The 15,269-nt window shown below is 65.0% G+C and carries 18 protein-coding genes; 11 read left to right on the forward strand and 7 right to left on the reverse strand.

What is annotated here, in order from left to right; translation table 11 throughout:
* Positions 1-8: 8 nt before the first annotated feature.
* The 4 genes from ACEN9O_RS19715 to ACEN9O_RS19730 all read left to right on the forward strand — a co-directional run bounded on the left by ACEN9O_RS19715 (position 9) and on the right by ACEN9O_RS19730 (position 3,179).
* A complete protein-coding gene (locus ACEN9O_RS19715; RefSeq protein WP_495613511.1) occupies positions 9-737 on the forward strand; it encodes a lipid-binding SYLF domain-containing protein in 729 nt (242 codons plus the stop codon).
* Between the two features lie 556 nt (positions 738-1,293).
* Complete coding sequence (locus ACEN9O_RS19720) at positions 1,294-1,704, forward strand: hypothetical protein (RefSeq protein ID WP_495613512.1); 411 nt, start codon at positions 1,294-1,296, stop codon at positions 1,702-1,704.
* A gap of 240 nt (positions 1,705-1,944) precedes the next feature.
* Complete coding sequence (locus tag ACEN9O_RS19725) at positions 1,945-2,358, forward strand: hypothetical protein (RefSeq protein WP_495613513.1); 414 nt, start codon at positions 1,945-1,947, stop codon at positions 2,356-2,358.
* Between the two features lie 137 nt (positions 2,359-2,495).
* Positions 2,496-3,179, forward strand: a complete 684-nt coding sequence (locus tag ACEN9O_RS19730; protein WP_495613514.1) for a hypothetical protein — start codon at positions 2,496-2,498, stop codon at positions 3,177-3,179.
* 161 nt (positions 3,180-3,340) lie between these two features.
* Here ACEN9O_RS19730 and ACEN9O_RS19735 read toward each other — a convergent pair whose 3' ends face one another.
* Positions 3,341-3,490, reverse strand: coding sequence for a hypothetical protein (locus ACEN9O_RS19735; RefSeq protein ID WP_495613515.1), 150 nt, complete (start codon positions 3,488-3,490; stop codon positions 3,341-3,343).
* Between the two features lie 18 nt (positions 3,491-3,508).
* Here ACEN9O_RS19735 and ACEN9O_RS19740 point away from each other — a divergent pair, with 18 nt between their 5' ends.
* A complete protein-coding gene (locus ACEN9O_RS19740) occupies positions 3,509-4,003 on the forward strand; it encodes a GNAT family N-acetyltransferase (protein ID WP_495613516.1) in 495 nt (164 codons plus the stop codon).
* Position 4,004: 1 nt separating this feature from the next.
* Here the strand turns inward: ACEN9O_RS19740 and ACEN9O_RS19745 are convergent, their stop codons facing one another.
* Genes ACEN9O_RS19745 through ACEN9O_RS19765 form a run of 5 tightly spaced genes read right to left on the reverse strand, consistent with a single transcriptional unit; the run spans position 4,005 to position 8,608 of the window.
* Positions 4,005-4,718: a FadR/GntR family transcriptional regulator gene (locus tag ACEN9O_RS19745; RefSeq protein ID WP_495613517.1), complete on the reverse strand. Its 714-nt coding sequence runs from the start codon at positions 4,716-4,718 to the stop codon at positions 4,005-4,007.
* A gap of 1 nt (position 4,719) precedes the next feature.
* Positions 4,720-5,550 carry an amidohydrolase family protein gene (locus ACEN9O_RS19750; RefSeq protein ID WP_495613518.1) on the reverse strand — a complete coding sequence of 277 codons (831 nt, stop codon included), beginning with the start codon at positions 5,548-5,550 and terminating at the stop codon, positions 4,720-4,722.
* Positions 5,547-6,476, reverse strand: a complete 930-nt coding sequence (locus tag ACEN9O_RS19755) for a sugar kinase (protein WP_495613519.1) — start codon at positions 6,474-6,476, stop codon at positions 5,547-5,549. Before ACEN9O_RS19755 ends, ACEN9O_RS19750 begins: the two co-directional genes overlap by 4 nt.
* Positions 6,473-7,597 (reverse strand): mannitol dehydrogenase family protein, encoded by a 1,125-nt coding sequence (locus ACEN9O_RS19760; RefSeq protein ID WP_495613520.1) that lies wholly within the window; start codon positions 7,595-7,597, stop codon positions 6,473-6,475. Before ACEN9O_RS19760 ends, ACEN9O_RS19755 begins: the two co-directional genes overlap by 4 nt.
* The gene (locus ACEN9O_RS19765) at positions 7,598-8,608 is read right to left on the reverse strand and encodes a zinc-binding alcohol dehydrogenase family protein (protein ID WP_495618505.1); all 1,011 of its coding nucleotides are present in this window, start codon (positions 8,606-8,608) and stop codon (positions 7,598-7,600) included. It abuts the gene before it with no gap.
* Between the two features lie 103 nt (positions 8,609-8,711).
* On the opposite strand from ACEN9O_RS19765, the gene ACEN9O_RS19770 reads away from it, so the two are divergent.
* From ACEN9O_RS19770 to ACEN9O_RS19795, 6 genes are all read left to right on the forward strand, one after another.
* The gene (locus ACEN9O_RS19770; protein WP_495613521.1) at positions 8,712-9,047 is read left to right on the forward strand and encodes a UxaA family hydrolase; all 336 of its coding nucleotides are present in this window, start codon (positions 8,712-8,714) and stop codon (positions 9,045-9,047) included.
* The gene (locus ACEN9O_RS19775) at positions 9,047-10,267 is read left to right on the forward strand and encodes a UxaA family hydrolase (RefSeq protein ID WP_495613522.1); all 1,221 of its coding nucleotides are present in this window, start codon (positions 9,047-9,049) and stop codon (positions 10,265-10,267) included. The genes ACEN9O_RS19770 and ACEN9O_RS19775 overlap by 1 nt, the downstream gene beginning before the upstream one ends.
* A gap of 1 nt (position 10,268) precedes the next feature.
* On the forward strand, positions 10,269-11,282 hold the full coding sequence (locus ACEN9O_RS19780) for an aldo/keto reductase (RefSeq protein WP_495613523.1): 1,014 nt from the start codon (positions 10,269-10,271) through the stop codon (positions 11,280-11,282).
* Between the two features lie 30 nt (positions 11,283-11,312).
* Complete coding sequence (locus ACEN9O_RS19785) at positions 11,313-12,179, forward strand: fumarylacetoacetate hydrolase family protein (protein WP_495613524.1); 867 nt, start codon at positions 11,313-11,315, stop codon at positions 12,177-12,179.
* Between the two features lie 94 nt (positions 12,180-12,273).
* On the forward strand, positions 12,274-13,581 hold the full coding sequence (gene fucP / locus ACEN9O_RS19790; RefSeq protein WP_495613525.1) for an L-fucose:H+ symporter permease: 1,308 nt from the start codon (positions 12,274-12,276) through the stop codon (positions 13,579-13,581).
* Positions 13,569-14,333, forward strand: coding sequence for an SDR family NAD(P)-dependent oxidoreductase (locus ACEN9O_RS19795; protein ID WP_495613526.1), 765 nt, complete (start codon positions 13,569-13,571; stop codon positions 14,331-14,333). Before fucP ends, ACEN9O_RS19795 begins: the two co-directional genes overlap by 13 nt.
* A 12-nt stretch (positions 14,334-14,345) precedes the next feature.
* Here the strand turns inward: ACEN9O_RS19795 and ACEN9O_RS19800 are convergent, their stop codons facing one another.
* Positions 14,346-15,260 (reverse strand): GntR family transcriptional regulator, encoded by a 915-nt coding sequence (locus tag ACEN9O_RS19800; RefSeq protein WP_495613527.1) that lies wholly within the window; start codon positions 15,258-15,260, stop codon positions 14,346-14,348.
* Between the last annotated feature and the right edge of the window lie 9 nt (positions 15,261-15,269).

Consider the following 15,269-nt stretch of genomic DNA (forward strand, 5'->3'; position numbering starts at 1 on the left):
AGGATGTCATGCCTTTCAAATACCAAGCAAGGAGAGCCGCGCTGGCCTGCGCGATTGCGTTGATGGCCAGCGCCGGCGCCACGGCGCAGGATACCGGCAGCCGTACCGCCCAGAGCGGTATGTCCGCCAAGCCGGCTCAAAGCGCGACCCAGCGCGTCAGCGACGCGTTGGCGGTGGTGCGGCAGCTGGAGGCCGAGCCGCGCATGAAGCAGTTGCTGCAGCAGGCCAAGGGAGTGTTGATCGTGCCCTCGTACGGCAAGGCGGCGCTGGGTGTCGGCGCCCACGGCGGCGCCGGACTGTTGCTGCTCAAGCGCGCCGACGGCGCCTGGACCGGCCCGGCGTTCTATGACCTGGGCGGACTGACGCTGGGCCTTCAGATCGGCGCCGAGGGCGGGCCGATCGCGATGATACTTAACAACGACAAGGCCGTCAGCGAGTTCATGAAGAAGAATAATTTTTCGTTGAGCGCGGACGCCGGCCTGACGGTGCTCAACTGGTCCAAGCTGGCGCAGGGCACGGCCGGCAGCGGCGACATCGTGGCCTGGAGCGGCACCAAGGGCCTGTTCGGCGACGCTGTGGCGGTCGGGCTGAACGACATCCGTTTCAATCAGGACCTGACCAACGCCTATTACGGCCGCACCTTGTCGCCGCAGGATATCGCCGCCGGCACGGTCAGCAATCCGCAGGCGCAACCGCTGCAGCAGGCACTGGGCCAGGTGTCAACCAGCACCAGGTAAGCGCCTGCCAAGCGCTGCGCAGTCAGCCGCCGGCTAGGGCACGGGTCACATGCTGCAGGTGCTCGCGCCGGCAGCGTCGCGCGCGGTGATGGCGTGCCCAGTTCCAGCGCGATCAGCGCTTGGCGCAGCGACGCGGCCAGTTCCCGTTCGGCGGCATTGCCGTTGCTGCTCCTGGCTCGTTAATTTTGAGGTGGTGAGTATGTGTGAGAATGTGTGTGGGTATTGTGCTTATACTAATTCTGCCAAATACAGCAGGATCCGTAAATGGAATGCCGCCTGGTCGTTCAAAAAGGAAGCTCACCGGAGCGAACGACTATTAAGCTGATGGGGGACTCCGAGTCCGATGTGCTCGGTCTAGCCCGTTCGTTTGGATGGGCTGTCGTTGAAATGCGAACGCAGGCTAGTCCGAAAGCGGCGGCACGAATTCAAGCTGGCGACATTTTCCTGTGCTGCAGTTTACCCAAGAATTGCTAGCCCTACTGAATGCTGGCCTGAATATTCATGAGGCCTGTGTGACAGTCGAAGAGAAGGCGCGAGTGGATGAGGTGAAATATATATGAAAATCAATGAAATTGTTCCTCTGCAGCGTGTCGGCGATGTCTTGTTTGGGTCAACAGATAAAGCCCTTGAAATGCTCGGCTATATTGAGGATATCGACGGTTTTAATGATATCTTGCGATGGCACACTTACACGAAGTACGAAGGGTTACATTGCTATGTTAAAGAGCATAAACTTGTTTGCATTAAATGTTTCAATAACTGTTATTTCCGGGGATATGATTTGATCGGAAAAGTGCATGAAGAGCTCGTGGCTATTCTTGGTACCCCCGATGAGATCGGCGATCCTCTTTGGGTCGATGACAGAACTCAACAAATAACCTACGAATTTTTTGAACTCGGCGTACAAGTTTGGTTTGAAGCTGGGAAGGTGGTTTCTATTTTTTGCAACGATAATTACAAAGAGTAATCGAAGGGCGTATCACTGTTTCTACCATCGGAAACGGATCACTGAAAAGAGCCTCGGGGGAGGGCTGGGCTATCAGCCCCCTCCGGCTTGGTGCGGGTCATTTGGTATTCCCGCATCATTTCGGCCGGGTAGTGCAGCAGGAAGCCGCGCGCCGACTCCGGGTTGTTAAGTTGGCGAGCCATGCCAGTCCTCGGATGGGGAATGCTTATGATGCCGCGATGATCACCGGTTGCACTATCAATGAAGACTAATATGGGACATGGTATTTTGCAAACAGCGCTCGCACTACCTTTTAGCTTGCAGCAACGACGTCTTTTAACACAGCGGCTTGCTATAGACGAAGGTGAATTTGTGCGACAGATCAGTGGCGCTGGTGGCGACGAAGCTGCGGCCTCTCTAATCTGGGCAGAACTGCTCGATTGGGTGTATGTTTCTGGTTTTACACCGTACCCTGGCGACAAGTTGAGCCAAATCTATGGGATTGCGGAAGAGGAACTCGATGAGGACCTGATTCTCGGAATTTTCCGGCGTCTTGATATTGATGCTCCCTCAGCCGAGGTACTTGGAGTATTTGGCGAAATAGATACTCCGATTCGAATCGCACAGTTGGTTCAGCAGTGTAGGCGGGGTAGTGTCGGCAAAACGGGTGACTGATCAGAAATGTATAGACTAGATTAGTGACCATAAAGTCTCCAATAAATCCAAGCGGATCAGTGGTTCCATTTTCTCAAATTTTGGGGATAAATCATGGCTATGTATCCGCAACCTCCTGGCGAGTGAGGGAAGAAAAAATGTCGAAGTTATTATCTAAAATTTCTAAATCTATTGCAGATGCAGTAGGCGGCACCGAAGAGGTGAAAGGAATGGTCATTGTGGTTCCGACCAAGCACCTCATTCGCGGAATTTTGCTTGACAGAACATCGGTTAAGGGCGTTTTTTACATATGGCGTATTGTAGTGCCTCTATTTAGCCCTGCAATGACTAATATGACGCTAAATTATAGCGAACGCATTTCGTTGGATGGTCGCGTGCATGCGAAGGTGGCTATTGACGGCGACAGGGCCGCAGTCGTTGGAGGCATTCTCGAACCTATTGTTTTTGAACATTCCGCTCGGGAGATTCTTGAACCTATTGTTCGTGAACATCTTCCCTATCTGAAAAACATGTCTGATCCGGATGCGTTCTTACGTGAGTTTGAGCCGAAAGGTGATTTCTTTAGGCCAAACGTAGCACTTGACTATGTTATTGCGCATTGCTTGGCTGGACGTCTGGAGGAAGGGCGAGTTGGACTTAGCCGGATTCTCGCCATGCCGGACGATTCGCCGATCATGCCGCAGATAAAAGAAGACGCAAAACGCGTACAGGATGCGTTGGTGAGCGGTGGTAGTGCTTTTGACGACTTGATTTCTGAGTATGAAGAAGAGAACGTGATCGCTCATTTTAAAGGGGTGACTCGGCTTGAGATCGGCACGTAACGATTACTCCGACAACCGCTACGCATGAGGGGAGTGGACGATCAAGTCCCTCCAGCCAGGGTGCGGCTCACGCGCTGCAGGTGCGTACGCATGGCGGCGCGCGCCGGCCGCGGCGCGCGCGGCGATGGCGTCGTAGATCGCGCGGTGATCCACCAGTGTGGTCAGGCGCAGCTCTTCGGTCCTGTAATGCTCCTTGAGCCGGTGCGCAGGCTGCTGCGCTGGTGCCACAGATAATCGATGACGCCGACCAGCGCCGCGTTGCCGCTGGCGCCCGCCACGCCGGCTTCGTATATTATTGCTGGCTTACTCACCATTTTCCCAAGTCATCAATGCGAGTCGAACTAGTCTCCGAGCCGCTGCACGAGTCGCTGCTGGACCTGCTGTGCGAACTGCACAGCTACTACAACCAGGGCATCCCGCCGTCGCACGAGGCGGTGCGCAGCCATCTGCTCGAGCACCTGCTTGCCGCCGAATCGCCGCTGTGCCTTGCCGTGGCCGTCCGCGACGACGGCCAAGTGCTGGGCTTGGCGGCGATCTCGCTGACGTGGTCGCTGGTTGAATTCGCTCCCGAGAAGCGCCGGCAATGCTGGCTCAAGGAGCTGTACGTGCTATCGTCCGGCAGAAGCCAGGGCGTGGGCAGGGCGCTCATGGCATGGGTGGCGCGCTATGCGGTGGAGCACGGATGCTGCCGCATCGATTGGCCGGTCCAGGCAGGCAATGCCGGCGGCATCGCTTTCTACCGAGGCTTGGGCGCCAGACAGGTGGAGGACCGGCTCAGCTACAGACTGGCTGGGCCGAGTTTCAACCAACTGGCCGGCGCCTGATTCAGCTGCCGCCCGCCAAGGTGCGGTTCACGCGCTGCAGGTGGGCGCGCATGGCGCTTCGTGCGGCGACCGGATCGCTGCCGGCGATGGCGTCGAAGATCGCGCGGTGATCCAGCAGTGTGGTCTTGCGCAGTTCCTCGGTCCGGTAGTGTTCCTTGAGCCGGTGCCACAGGCTGCTGCGCTGACGCCACAGGTAGTCGACCACGCCCACCAGCGCCGTGTTGCCGCTGGCGCGCGCGATGGCCAGGTGGAAGTTGCGGTCCGCCTGCTCGTTGCTGGAGCGGTCTTCATGGCTGCGCTCCATCTCCAGCAGCGCCGCCAGGATGGCGCTCACCGCGGCGGCGCTGGCGTGTTTGGCGGCCATGGCGGCGACTTCGGTTTCGATCAGGCTGCGGGCGGACAGGACCTCGAACGGGCCCGGCCCCGCTTCCGGCACGGCGGCCGGCGACGCCCCGGGTACGCAGACGTACACGCCGGAACCGCCGCGCACTTCGACCACACCGCCCAGCTCTAGCGCGACCAGCGCCTCGCGCACCGCAGCGCGGCTGACGTGCAGCGATGCGGACAGTTCGCGCTCGGCGGGCAGGCGCTCGCCAGCGGCGATGCCTTGCCGGGCGATCAGCTCCTGTATCCGCTCGGCGACCACACGGTACGTGCGGGGCTCGGACTGGCGGTTGGCCGATGCCTGGGATTCGGTGAGAGTGGCTGGTTGCATATCAGTCGATCCGGTAGAAGCGGCGGGCGTTCAGGCCGAATACCGCTTTCCGCTGGCGCTCGTCCAGATGCGCCAGCAACGCCTCGCTGGCACCGATCCATGCCGCGTAGTCGGAAGCCAGCGTGAGCACCGGCCAGTCGCTGCCCCACATCACGCGCTCCGGCCCGAAGGCTTGCAGCACATGCTGCGCGTAGGGACGCAACTGCTCCAGCGTCCAACCGGCACCAGCCTCCGTGACCATGCCGGACAGTTTGCATTCCACTTGCGGCAGCGCCGCCAGCTTGCTCATATCGTCCAGCCACTGTGCGTGCGGCGCGCCATCCATGGCCGGCTTGGCCAGATGATCGATCACGATCGGCAGCTCCGGGTGGCGGCGCGCGAAGGCCAGCAGCGCCGGCAGGTGGCGCGGCAGTACCAGCGCGTCGAAGCTCAGGCCATGGCGCAGCATCGCGTCCACCGCCCGGGCCAGGGCCGGATCGTCGATCCAGTCCTTGTCGTCCAGGTCCTGCAGCATGGGCCGCAGGCCGCGCAGCGCGGGATGGGTGGCCAGGGCGGCGATGCGCTCGGGCGCGTCGGACGCCTTCAAGTCCGTCCAGCCGACGACGGCTCGGATGAAACTGTGACGGTCGGCCAGATCCAGCATGTAGCGGGTATCGGCCTCGTTGGGCATGGACTGCACCAGCACCGTTGCGGCCACGCCGTTTTCCGTCAGCAGCGCGCTCAGGTCGACGGGATGGAAATCGCGGTAGATGGGGGTAAGCTCCGGCGGCGGCCATGCGCCTTTGCGCGCGGCCAGTTGCCAGAAATGCTGATGGGCGTCGATGCGCATCATGACTCCGTGTTCAAAGAGGGAAGGGCTGCCGACGGTATGATAGCGCCCGGATGCGTCACCACGGCGGCGGCCACTGCGCAACCGAATTCCGCCGCCTTGACGCTGGATGCGCCGCGCAGGCGCTGCACCAGGTAACCGGCGTTGAAGCTGTCGCCGGCGGCGGTGGTGTCCACGGCACGCACTTCCAGCGCGGGCACGTGCACCGCCTCCAGCGCCGCGCCGCCGACCAGGCAGCCGCCTGCGCCCAGCTTGAGCGCCACTTCCGGCACGCCGAGGGCGCCTATGCGCGCCAGCGCCTCCGCCGGACTGCGGTCGCCATGCAGCAGCACCTCGTCGTCAAAACTGAACAGGGCATGGGTGCAGACCTGCGCCGCGCGGTTCATCCACTCGCGCGCGGTCTTCACATCCCACAGCGCGGCGCGGTAGTTGTTGTCCAGCGCGACCCAGCCGCCGGCCGCGCGCACTTGCGCCGCCAGCGCCAGCAGGGCGGCGCGCCGCTGGTCGTCCAGGATGGCCAGCGTGATCCCGGTCAGCAGCAGCACGCGGCAGCCGGTGAGCTGCGCGCCCAGTCGCGCCAGGTGCGCGCCCGACAGCATGGACCGCGCCGCGGACTGCGCGCGCCAGTAGGTGAAACGGCGCTCGCCGCTGCCGTCGGTGGCGATCGCATACAGCCCCGCCGTGCCGCCGGCGCGGATGTCGACCAGGCTGTCGTCAATGTGCTCGGACAGCATGTGCTCGCGGATCAAACCGCTCATCGCATCGTCGCCCAGCGCACTGACGTAGCGCACCGGCATGGCCGGCGCCAGCCGCTTCAGGTAGACCGCCGTGTTGTAGCTGTCGCCGGCCGCCGCGTGGGCGATGGTGCTTTTCGTTTGCGGGCGCAGCTCCAGCATGCATTCGCCCACCGACCAGAAGGCGCCGCTCATGCCGCTTCCTGTTGCAGCGCCGCGCGCAGGCGCGGTTGCGCCAGCGTCAGGCCCAGTTCGGAGGCCAGCGCCACCACCGGCAGCAGGCGGCGCTGCTTCTTCTGCTCGTGGTTCTGGGCGATGTCGGCCAGCCGGTGCGCCAGGAAGGGATTGGTGAAGCGGTCACGCACCTGCGCCAGGTAGGCGCGCGCGATGTCGGCCTCGTCCAGCGCGTCGAACACAGGCAGCACTTCCTCTTCCCACAGCGCTTCCAGTGGCGCGCGCAGTGCGGGATCGACCATCGCCTGCAGCACCGTCTCGTCAGGCGAGCGGCGTTGTTGAAGCCACTGCTCGGCCAGGAAGGTATGGCCCAGGTTCAGCAGGAACAGCTTGCGCCGCTCATACGGTTCCAGCTGGTCCGTGACGACGATTTGTGGATGGCTGCAAGGCAGCACCATGTCCGGTTGCGCCTCGATCACCCAGATCGCGTAAGGCTCGGCCACCGCGCCGGCCGGCTCGATCGGCTCGGAGACGATGCGGTCCACCAGCGAATTGACCCACACGCAGGCGGTATTCAAATAGTCGACGAAGCCGTCGTCCGTGCGCCAGTCGCGCGCCAGCCGGCACACCAGGTCGCGCAGCACGCTGCCGTTGTTGGCCACCAGTTCGCACGGATACAGCGTGACCGGCGCGGCGCCTTGCCGGTAGCGCTGATGCAGCAGCACCAGCAGCTTGGCGGGGAAGCTGCGCGGCGGCGTGTCCGCGTCCAGTAGCGCCGGGCCGTCCTGCTCCGACAGCTCGTAGCCGCGGTCGCCCGTGTTGGAGACGATCACCCGCACCGGACCGGCGGCCAGAGCGCGCACCGCCGCCCAGTCGCGGTCCGCCTGCAGCGCGGCCTCGATGGCGGTCACGCGGTGTTCCTGCTCTACCACCGCGCCGTCCGCGCGGCCACGGATGCGCACCGGATAGCCGCCCGGCGCGTTGAACGCCGCCACCCGCTGCGCGCTCTGCGCGTTGCCGGTGGTTTGCACCACGGTGATACGGCCCAGCGCCTGTCCGCTTTCCAGCGCCTGGTGGACGAACAGGTCCACGTGCGCCTGCAGGAAGCGGCTGGTGCCGAATTGCAGAATAGGCGAGGCCATTTACACCTCGACGATGGCTTTGATGACGCCGGCGGCCGGGTCCATCCATTGCGGCAGCACCGATACGAAATCGGACAGCGTGGTGCGGTGCGTGTTCATCAGGCCTGTCGGCACCAGGCCCGCCTTCATCGCCGCCAGCACTTCGCGGAAGTCGTCGGCGGTGGCGTTGCGGCTACCCAGCAGATTGGTCTCGCGCTTGTGGAATTCCGGGTCGGCGAAGGAAATGCGGTCCAGCACGATCGACACCAGCACATAGGTGCCGCCGTGCGCGACGAATTCCAGGCCGCGCTCCATGGCCTTGACGTTGCCGGTGGCGTCGAACACCACGTCGAAGAACTCGCCGTTGGTCAGTTCCGACAGCTGCGCCTTGTCTTGCTCGCCCACCGTCACCGTGCGCGGGATGTCCAGCGCGTCGCGGCAGAAGGCCAGGCGGTCCTCGCGCCCGTCCAGCACCGTCACGTTGCCGCCCTTGAGGCGGGCGAACAGCGCGGCGGCGATGCCGATCGGGCCGGCGCCCACCACCAGCACGTTCTGGCCGGCCCGCACGCTGCCGCGCCGCACCGCGTGGGCGCCGATGGCCAGGAACTCCAGCATCGCTGCGTCGTCAAGCGAAATGCCGTCGGTCTTGAACACGAAGCGCTCGGGCAGCGTCAGGTATTCGGTCATGCCGCCGTCGCGGTGCACGCCCAGCACCTGGATGTTGGTGCAGCAATTGGTCTTGCCCTGGCGGCAAGCGATGCAGGTACCGCAGGACAGGTAGGGCATCACATAGACCTGGTCGCCGGCTTTCAGCTCGCTACCCTCGGGCGCGGTGACGATCTCGCCCGACAGCTCGTGACCCATCACGCGCGGATACTGCAGGAAGGGCTGGGTGCCGCGGAAGATATGCATGTCGGTGCCGCACAGGCCGATGCGGCGCACGCGCACCAGCACTTCGCCGGCCGCCGCTTGCGGCACCGGACGCTCCACCAGTTGCAGATCGCCGGGGGATAGGCAAACAACAGTTTTCATCATGGATTTTTCCGTATCGAGGTTGGTTGTGCTTGTATTGTACGTGATATATCGCATACAATCGAGAGGTTGCTGCCGACTTTTATCCGTAAGGGAACGATCCATGTCCACACCCACCCACTTTTCGGCCCCGTGCCTGCTGCTGATGGCGCCCGAAGACAACTGCCTGATCGCCCGCCTGCCGCTGGCGGCCGGCGAGGCGCTGGAGGTCGACGGCGCGGCCGTGATCCTGGCCGAAGACGTCCCGCTGGGCTACAAGGTGGCGCGCCGCGCGCTCAAGGCCGGCGACAAGGTGCTGCGCTACGGCGCCATCATCGGCACCGTCACGGTCGACGTGGCGCCCGGCGCCATGCTGCACACGCATAATCTCGTCAGCGACTACATCCCGACCTATACTCTGGCGTCGGACGCCCATTCCTTCATCGGGAGCACCCACTGATGTCCAACCCAGCACTGCCCGCACTGTCGGGATACTTGCGCGCCGATGGCCGCAAAGGCATCCGCAACGTCGTCGCCGTTGCCTACACCGTCGAGTGCGCGCACCACGTGGCGCGCCTGATCGTCAACGCCTTCCCCGGCCAGGAGGTGCACCTGATCGGCTTCCCCGGCTGTTATCCGAACGACTACGCCGACCGCATGATGAAGCGCCTGGCCACCCACCCGAACGTCGGCGCCGCGCTGATCGTCTCGCTGGGCTGCGAGAGCTTCAACCGCCGCGGCCTGGAAGAGGACGTGGCGGCCAGCGGCCGGCCGGTTCACACCATCACCATCCAGCAGAACAGCGGCACCCGCACCAGCGTGGCCGACGGCATCGAATGGGTGCGCTGGGCGCGCGAAGCGCTTGACGCGCAGCAGCGCGTGCCGATGGGCCTCGATGAACTGGTGGTGGCCACCATCTGCGGCGGCTCGGACGGCACCAGCGGCATCACCGCCAACCCGGCCGTCGGCGTCGCCTTCGACCAGCTGGTGGCGGCCGGCGCGGCCTGCATCTTCGAAGAGACGGGCGAACTGGTAGGCTGCGAATTCCACATGAAGCGCCGCGCCGCCACGCCCGAGCTGGGCGAGGCCATCGTCGCCTGCGTGAACAAGGCCGCGCACTACTACACGGTGCTGGGCCACGGCAGCTTCGCCCCCGGCAACGCGGACGGCGGCCTGACCACGCAGGAAGAAAAATCGCTGGGCGCCTACGCCAAGAGCGGCGCCTCGCCGATCAGCGGCATCCTCAAGCCGGGCGACCAGCCCGACACCGGCGGCCTGTACCTGCTGGACGTGGTGCCGGACGGCGAGGTGCGCTTTGGCTTCCCTAACATTTCCGACAACGCCGAAATCGTCGAGCTGATCGCCTGTGGCGCCCATGTCACGCTGTTCACCACCGGGCGCGGCTCGGTGGTAGGCTCGGCTATCTCGCCGGTGATCAAGGTGTGCGCCAACCCGGCCACGTTCGAGCGCCTGTCCGAGGACATGGACGTGAACGCGGGCCGCATCCTGAGCGGCGACGCCACGCTGGAGCAGGTCGGCGCCGAGATCGTGCAGCTGGTGGCGCAGGTGGCCAACGGCGCGCAAAGCTGTTCGGAGGCGCTGGGGCACCAGGAGTTCATCCTCACCTATAAACAATTCGAAGCGTCCGGCCCCGGATGCTTCCCCTTGAAAGCGGCCTGACATGCATGTCAACGACCCGCGCACACTGCCGCGCAGCGGCATAGCGCTGAGCAGCCTGGGACTGGGCTGCGCCCAGCTGGGCGGCCTGTATGAGGCGGTCAGCGACGCCGAGGCGCGCGCCATCGTCGATGCCGCGTGGGACCTGGGCATCCGCTATTTCGACACCGCGCCATATTACGGCTACACGCTGTCCGAGCACCGGCTGGGCGCCGCGCTGCGCGAGCGTCCGCGCGACAGCTTCGTGGTCAGCACCAAGGTCGGGCGGCTGATGCGGCCCGACGCCGGCGTGCGGCCCGGCGAATCCGGCTGGGCGCGGCCGCTGCCGCTGCGGCCGCATTTCGACTACACGTACGACAGCGTCATGCGCTCGCACCAGGACAGCCTGCAGCGCCTCGGCATGGACCGGGTCGACATCCTGTACGTGCACGACATCGGCCGCGTCACGCATGGCGACATGCACGCGCACTACTGGCAGCAGTTGACGGAAGGCGGCGGCTTCCGCGCGCTGACGCAGCTGCGCGAGGAGGGCAGCGTGGGCGCCATCGGCCTGGGCGTCAACGAATGGGAAGTGGTGGCCGACGCCATCGAAGCCTGCGATATCGACTGCGCGCTGCTGGCCGGGCGCTACACCCTGCTGGAACAAGCCGCGCTGGCGCCGCTGCTGGACCGCTGCGCGCAGCGCGGCATCGGCATCGTGATCGGCGGGCCGTTCAATTCCGGCATCCTGGCCGGCACCCGCAAGTTCAACTACGAAGACGCGCCGGCCGACATCATCGCCCGCGTCGAGGCCATCGCCGCAGTCTGCGCGCAGGCCGGCGCGCCGCTGCAGGCGGCCGCGCTGCAGTTTCCGATGGCGCATCCGGCGGTGGTGTCCTGCATCCCCGGCGCGCAAAACCCGGCGCAGCTGCGCCAGAATGCCGAGTGGTTCGCACAGCCGCTGCCCGCCGGGTTGTGGCAAGCCCTGATCGAACAGGGCCTGGTCGACCGTAATGCACCAACGCCGCAAGGCACCTGAATTTTTTGAAGTGACGTATAAGGGATATCGATGAAATTGTTACGCTTTGGCCCCAAGGGCAATGAAAAACCAGGCCTGCTCGACGCGCAGGGCAAGCTGCGCGATCTGTCCGGCGTGCTGCCGGACCTGACCTCGGCCCACCTCGGCCGCGCCAGCCTGGACCGCCTCGCGTCGATCGACGCCTCGCAGCTGCCGCTGGTCGCCGAACCGGTGCGCTACGCGCCCATCGTGGCCGACATCGGCAAGCTGATTTGCGTGGGCCTGAACTATTCCGACCACGCCGCCGAATCGGGCATGGCCGTGCCGTCCGAGCCGGTGCTGTTCGCCAAGGCCACCAGCTCCATCATCGGCTGCAACGATGCCGTGGTGCTGCCGCGCGACTCGGTCAAGAGCGACTGGGAAGTGGAGCTGGGCGTGGTGATCGGCACCCGCGCGCGCTACGTCGACGAAGACAAGGCGCTGGACTACGTGGCCGGCTATTGCGTGGTCAACGACCTGTCCGAGCGCGAGTACCAGCTCGAACGCGGCGGCCAGTGGGACAAGGGCAAGGGCTGCGACACCTTCGGCCCGGTGGGCCCGTGGCTGGTCACCGCCGACGAGGTGCGCGATCCGCAGAACCTCGACATGTGGCTGGACGTGAACGGCAAGCGCTACCAGACCGGCAACACGCGCACCATGGTGTTCACGGTGGCGCATCTGGTGAGCTACATCAGCCGCTTCATGACGCTCAATCCCGGCGACGTGATCAGCACCGGCACGCCGCCGGGCGTGGGCCTGGGCCAGAAGCCGGACCCGGTCTACCTGCGCGCGGGCGACCGTATGGCGCTGGGCATCGAAGGCCTGGGCCAGCAGAACCAGACCGTCCACGCCTGGGATCCGGCGCTGATCGACGGCTAGGCAAGTAGTGGTAATACCGCTGCGGCCCGACCGCCGCAGCGGCTGAATAATGGATAGAACATCAAGGCGCCCAAGCGCCACATACGGAGACTCCATGACACCGACCGCACCAGCAAGCGGGCATTCCTACAAGTTTGCCTTTGCGATGATCACCACCTTGTTCTTCATGTGGGGCTTCGTCCATAATCTCGACCCGATTCTGATCCCCCACCTGCGCAAGTCCTTCAGCCTGACCGTGCTGCAATCGGCGCTGGTGGATTCGGCGGTGTTCATCGCCTATTTCGTGATGGCGCTGCCCGCCGGCCTGCTGATCCGCAAGGCCGGCTACAAGAGCGCCATGATGACCGGCCTGGCGCTGTTCGCCACCGGCGCGCTGCTGTTCATTCCGGCCGCAGACACCCAGCGCTACGTGTTCTTCCTGGGCGCGCTGTTCATCATCGCCTGCGGGCTGACGGTGCTGGAGACCGCGGCCAATCCCTACATCACGCTGCTGGGCAGCCCGGAGCAGGCCACCCAGCGCCTCAACCTGGCGCAATCGTTCAACGGCCTGGCCGCCACGCTGGCGCCGATCGCCGGCGCCCGCGCCATCCTGGTCGACGGCGCCAGCGACGCCCAGCTGCAAGCCATGCCCGAGGGTGCGCGCCAAGCGCTGCTGGCGGCGGAGGCGGCCAGCGTCAAGGGCCCGTACCTGGTGATCGCGCTGGTGATCATGGCCATCGCGCTGGTGTTCTATTTCCTCAAGCTGCCGACCACCGGCGCCGCCGAGCAGGCCGCGCCCGCGCGTGGCGCCATCCTGCGCGCGCTGCGCCGCGCGCCGATCCGCCGCGCCGTCATCGCCCAGTTCTTCTACGTCGGCGCGCAGGTGTGCGTGTTCAGCTTCTTTATCCTGTATGCATCCCGCGCGGCCGGCCTCTCGCAGATCAAGGCGGCGGACTACCTGGGCTGGGGCTGCGGCGCCGCCTTCGTGGTCGGCCGCTTCGCCGGCACCTGGCTGATGAAGTTCATCGCGCCGGCGCGCCTGCTGCTGGTGTACGCGCTGGGCAGCGTGGCGCTGTCGGCGCTGGCGATGTTCTCCAGTGGCGCCGTCAGTCTGGCCGCGGTGATCGGCATCGCCTTCTTCATGTCCATCATGTTCCCCACCATTTTCTCGCTCGGCATCGGTAGCGCCGGCGCCGACACCGAGATGGGCAGCAGCCTGATCGTCATGTCCATCGTCGGCGGCGCGGTGCTGCCGCTGGTGTTCGGCGCGATCAGCGACGCCACGCATAACCTTCAATACGGCTACGCCGTGCCTCTGCTGTGCTTCCTCGTGATCGCGTGGTTCGCGCGCGCGGCGCAGCGGGAGGCCCGGCAGCCGGCCAGCATTTCATCGACAGGGAGTATCGAAGCATGTTTGAATTAACCGGCAAACGGGCGGTCATCACCGGCGGCGGCAGCGGCATCGGCGCGGCCATCGCCACGATGTTCGCGCGCAGCGGCGCCACGGTGCACATTCTCGACGTCAGCGAGGCCGCCGGCGCCGGCGTGGCGAGCGCCATCCGCGAGGCGGGCGGCCAGGCCACGGCGCACGCCTGCGACGTGACGCGCCAGGCGCAGGTGGCGGCGCTGTTCGCGCAGATCGGCGCGATCGACATCCTGATCAACAACGCCGGCATCGCCCACGTGGGCAAGGCCGACACCACCAGCGAAGAGGATTTCGACCGCGTCATCAACGTCAACGTCAAGGGCGCCTACAACTGCCTGCACGCGGCCATCCCGCTGCTGCGGCAGAACGGCGGCGGCGTGATCGTCAACATGGCGTCGGTGGCGGCGTGGGTGGCGGTGCCGGAGCGCTTCGCCTACTCCACCGCCAAGGGCGCGGTGATGGCGATGACGCTGTCGGTGGCCAAGGACTACCTGCAGGACAAGATACGCTGCAATTCGATCTCGCCGGGCCGCGTGCACACGCCGTTCGTCGACGGCTTCCTGGCCAAGAACTACCCGGGCCAGGAGGCGGAGATGTTCGAGCGCCTGTCGAAGACGCAGCCGATCGGCCGCATGGCGCGACCGGACGAGGTGGCGGCGCTGGCGCTGTACCTGTGCAGCGACGAGGCCTCGTTCATCACCGGCGCCGACTATCCTATCGACGGCGGCTTCATCACGCTCAACGCCTGATCCGCTACGGCCTCAGTGCGGGTGCGTGCTGTTTTCGCGTTGATGCAGCGCGCTGAGCATGGTGGAGCGCGACGAGTGCAGGTGGTCGCGCATCGCCGTCAGCGCGGCCGGCACGTCGCCCCGGACCAGCGGGCGCAGGATGGACAGGTGCTCCTGCACCGCATGCTGGTTGCGCGGCAGCTCGTCGCGCTTGTCCCACTGGTAGTGGTAGTGGTACACCATCGACACCGCCTCGTTCAGGTTTTCCGCGAAGCGGTTGTTCAGCAGGCCAATCAGGAAGGTGTGGAACTCGCGGTCGAGCGCGGGAAATTCGACGTGGCTCTCGGCTGATTCCTTGCCCAGCGCCTCGTGGCGCGCCAGCAGCTCCTTTAAGCGGGCGAAGGCTGGATCGTCCGGCGCCAGGCCGGCGATGCGTTCGATCGCCTTCAGCTCGAACATCTCGCGCACCTCGCCCAGCTCCTGCGCGAACTTGGTGTCGAACGCGCACAGGCGCCAGCTGCCGCGCGGCGTTTTCTCGATCAAGCCGTTGCGCGAAAAGCCGATCAGGAACTCGCGCACGGCAATGGTGCTCACGCCGGCCGCGCGCGACAGCTCGACCTCGGTGAACTCCGCGCCGGGCGGCAGGTCGCGTTCGTAGATGCGCTCCATCAGCACTTGCTGCAGTTGTTCGGTGGCGCTGTGCAGTTCGGCCACGTCGAAGTAATCGGACGGCTTGGGCTTGCGCAGCAGGAAGCGCTCCTTCATGCCCGCGATCAGGCCATGCTCGACCAGATGGGCCAGCGCGCCACGCACCGCGGTGCGGCTGCTTTCGGCGATCTCGGTCATCCGCATTTCGGTGGGCATGGCGTCGCCGACCTTCAGGTGGCTGGCGGCGTGATCGAGCAGCAGGTTGATGCTGCGCCGGGTGGTGATAGGAAGCTTGGCCATGGTGTGCGG

The sequence above is a fragment of the Duganella sp. Dugasp78 genome (genome assembly GCF_059491455.1).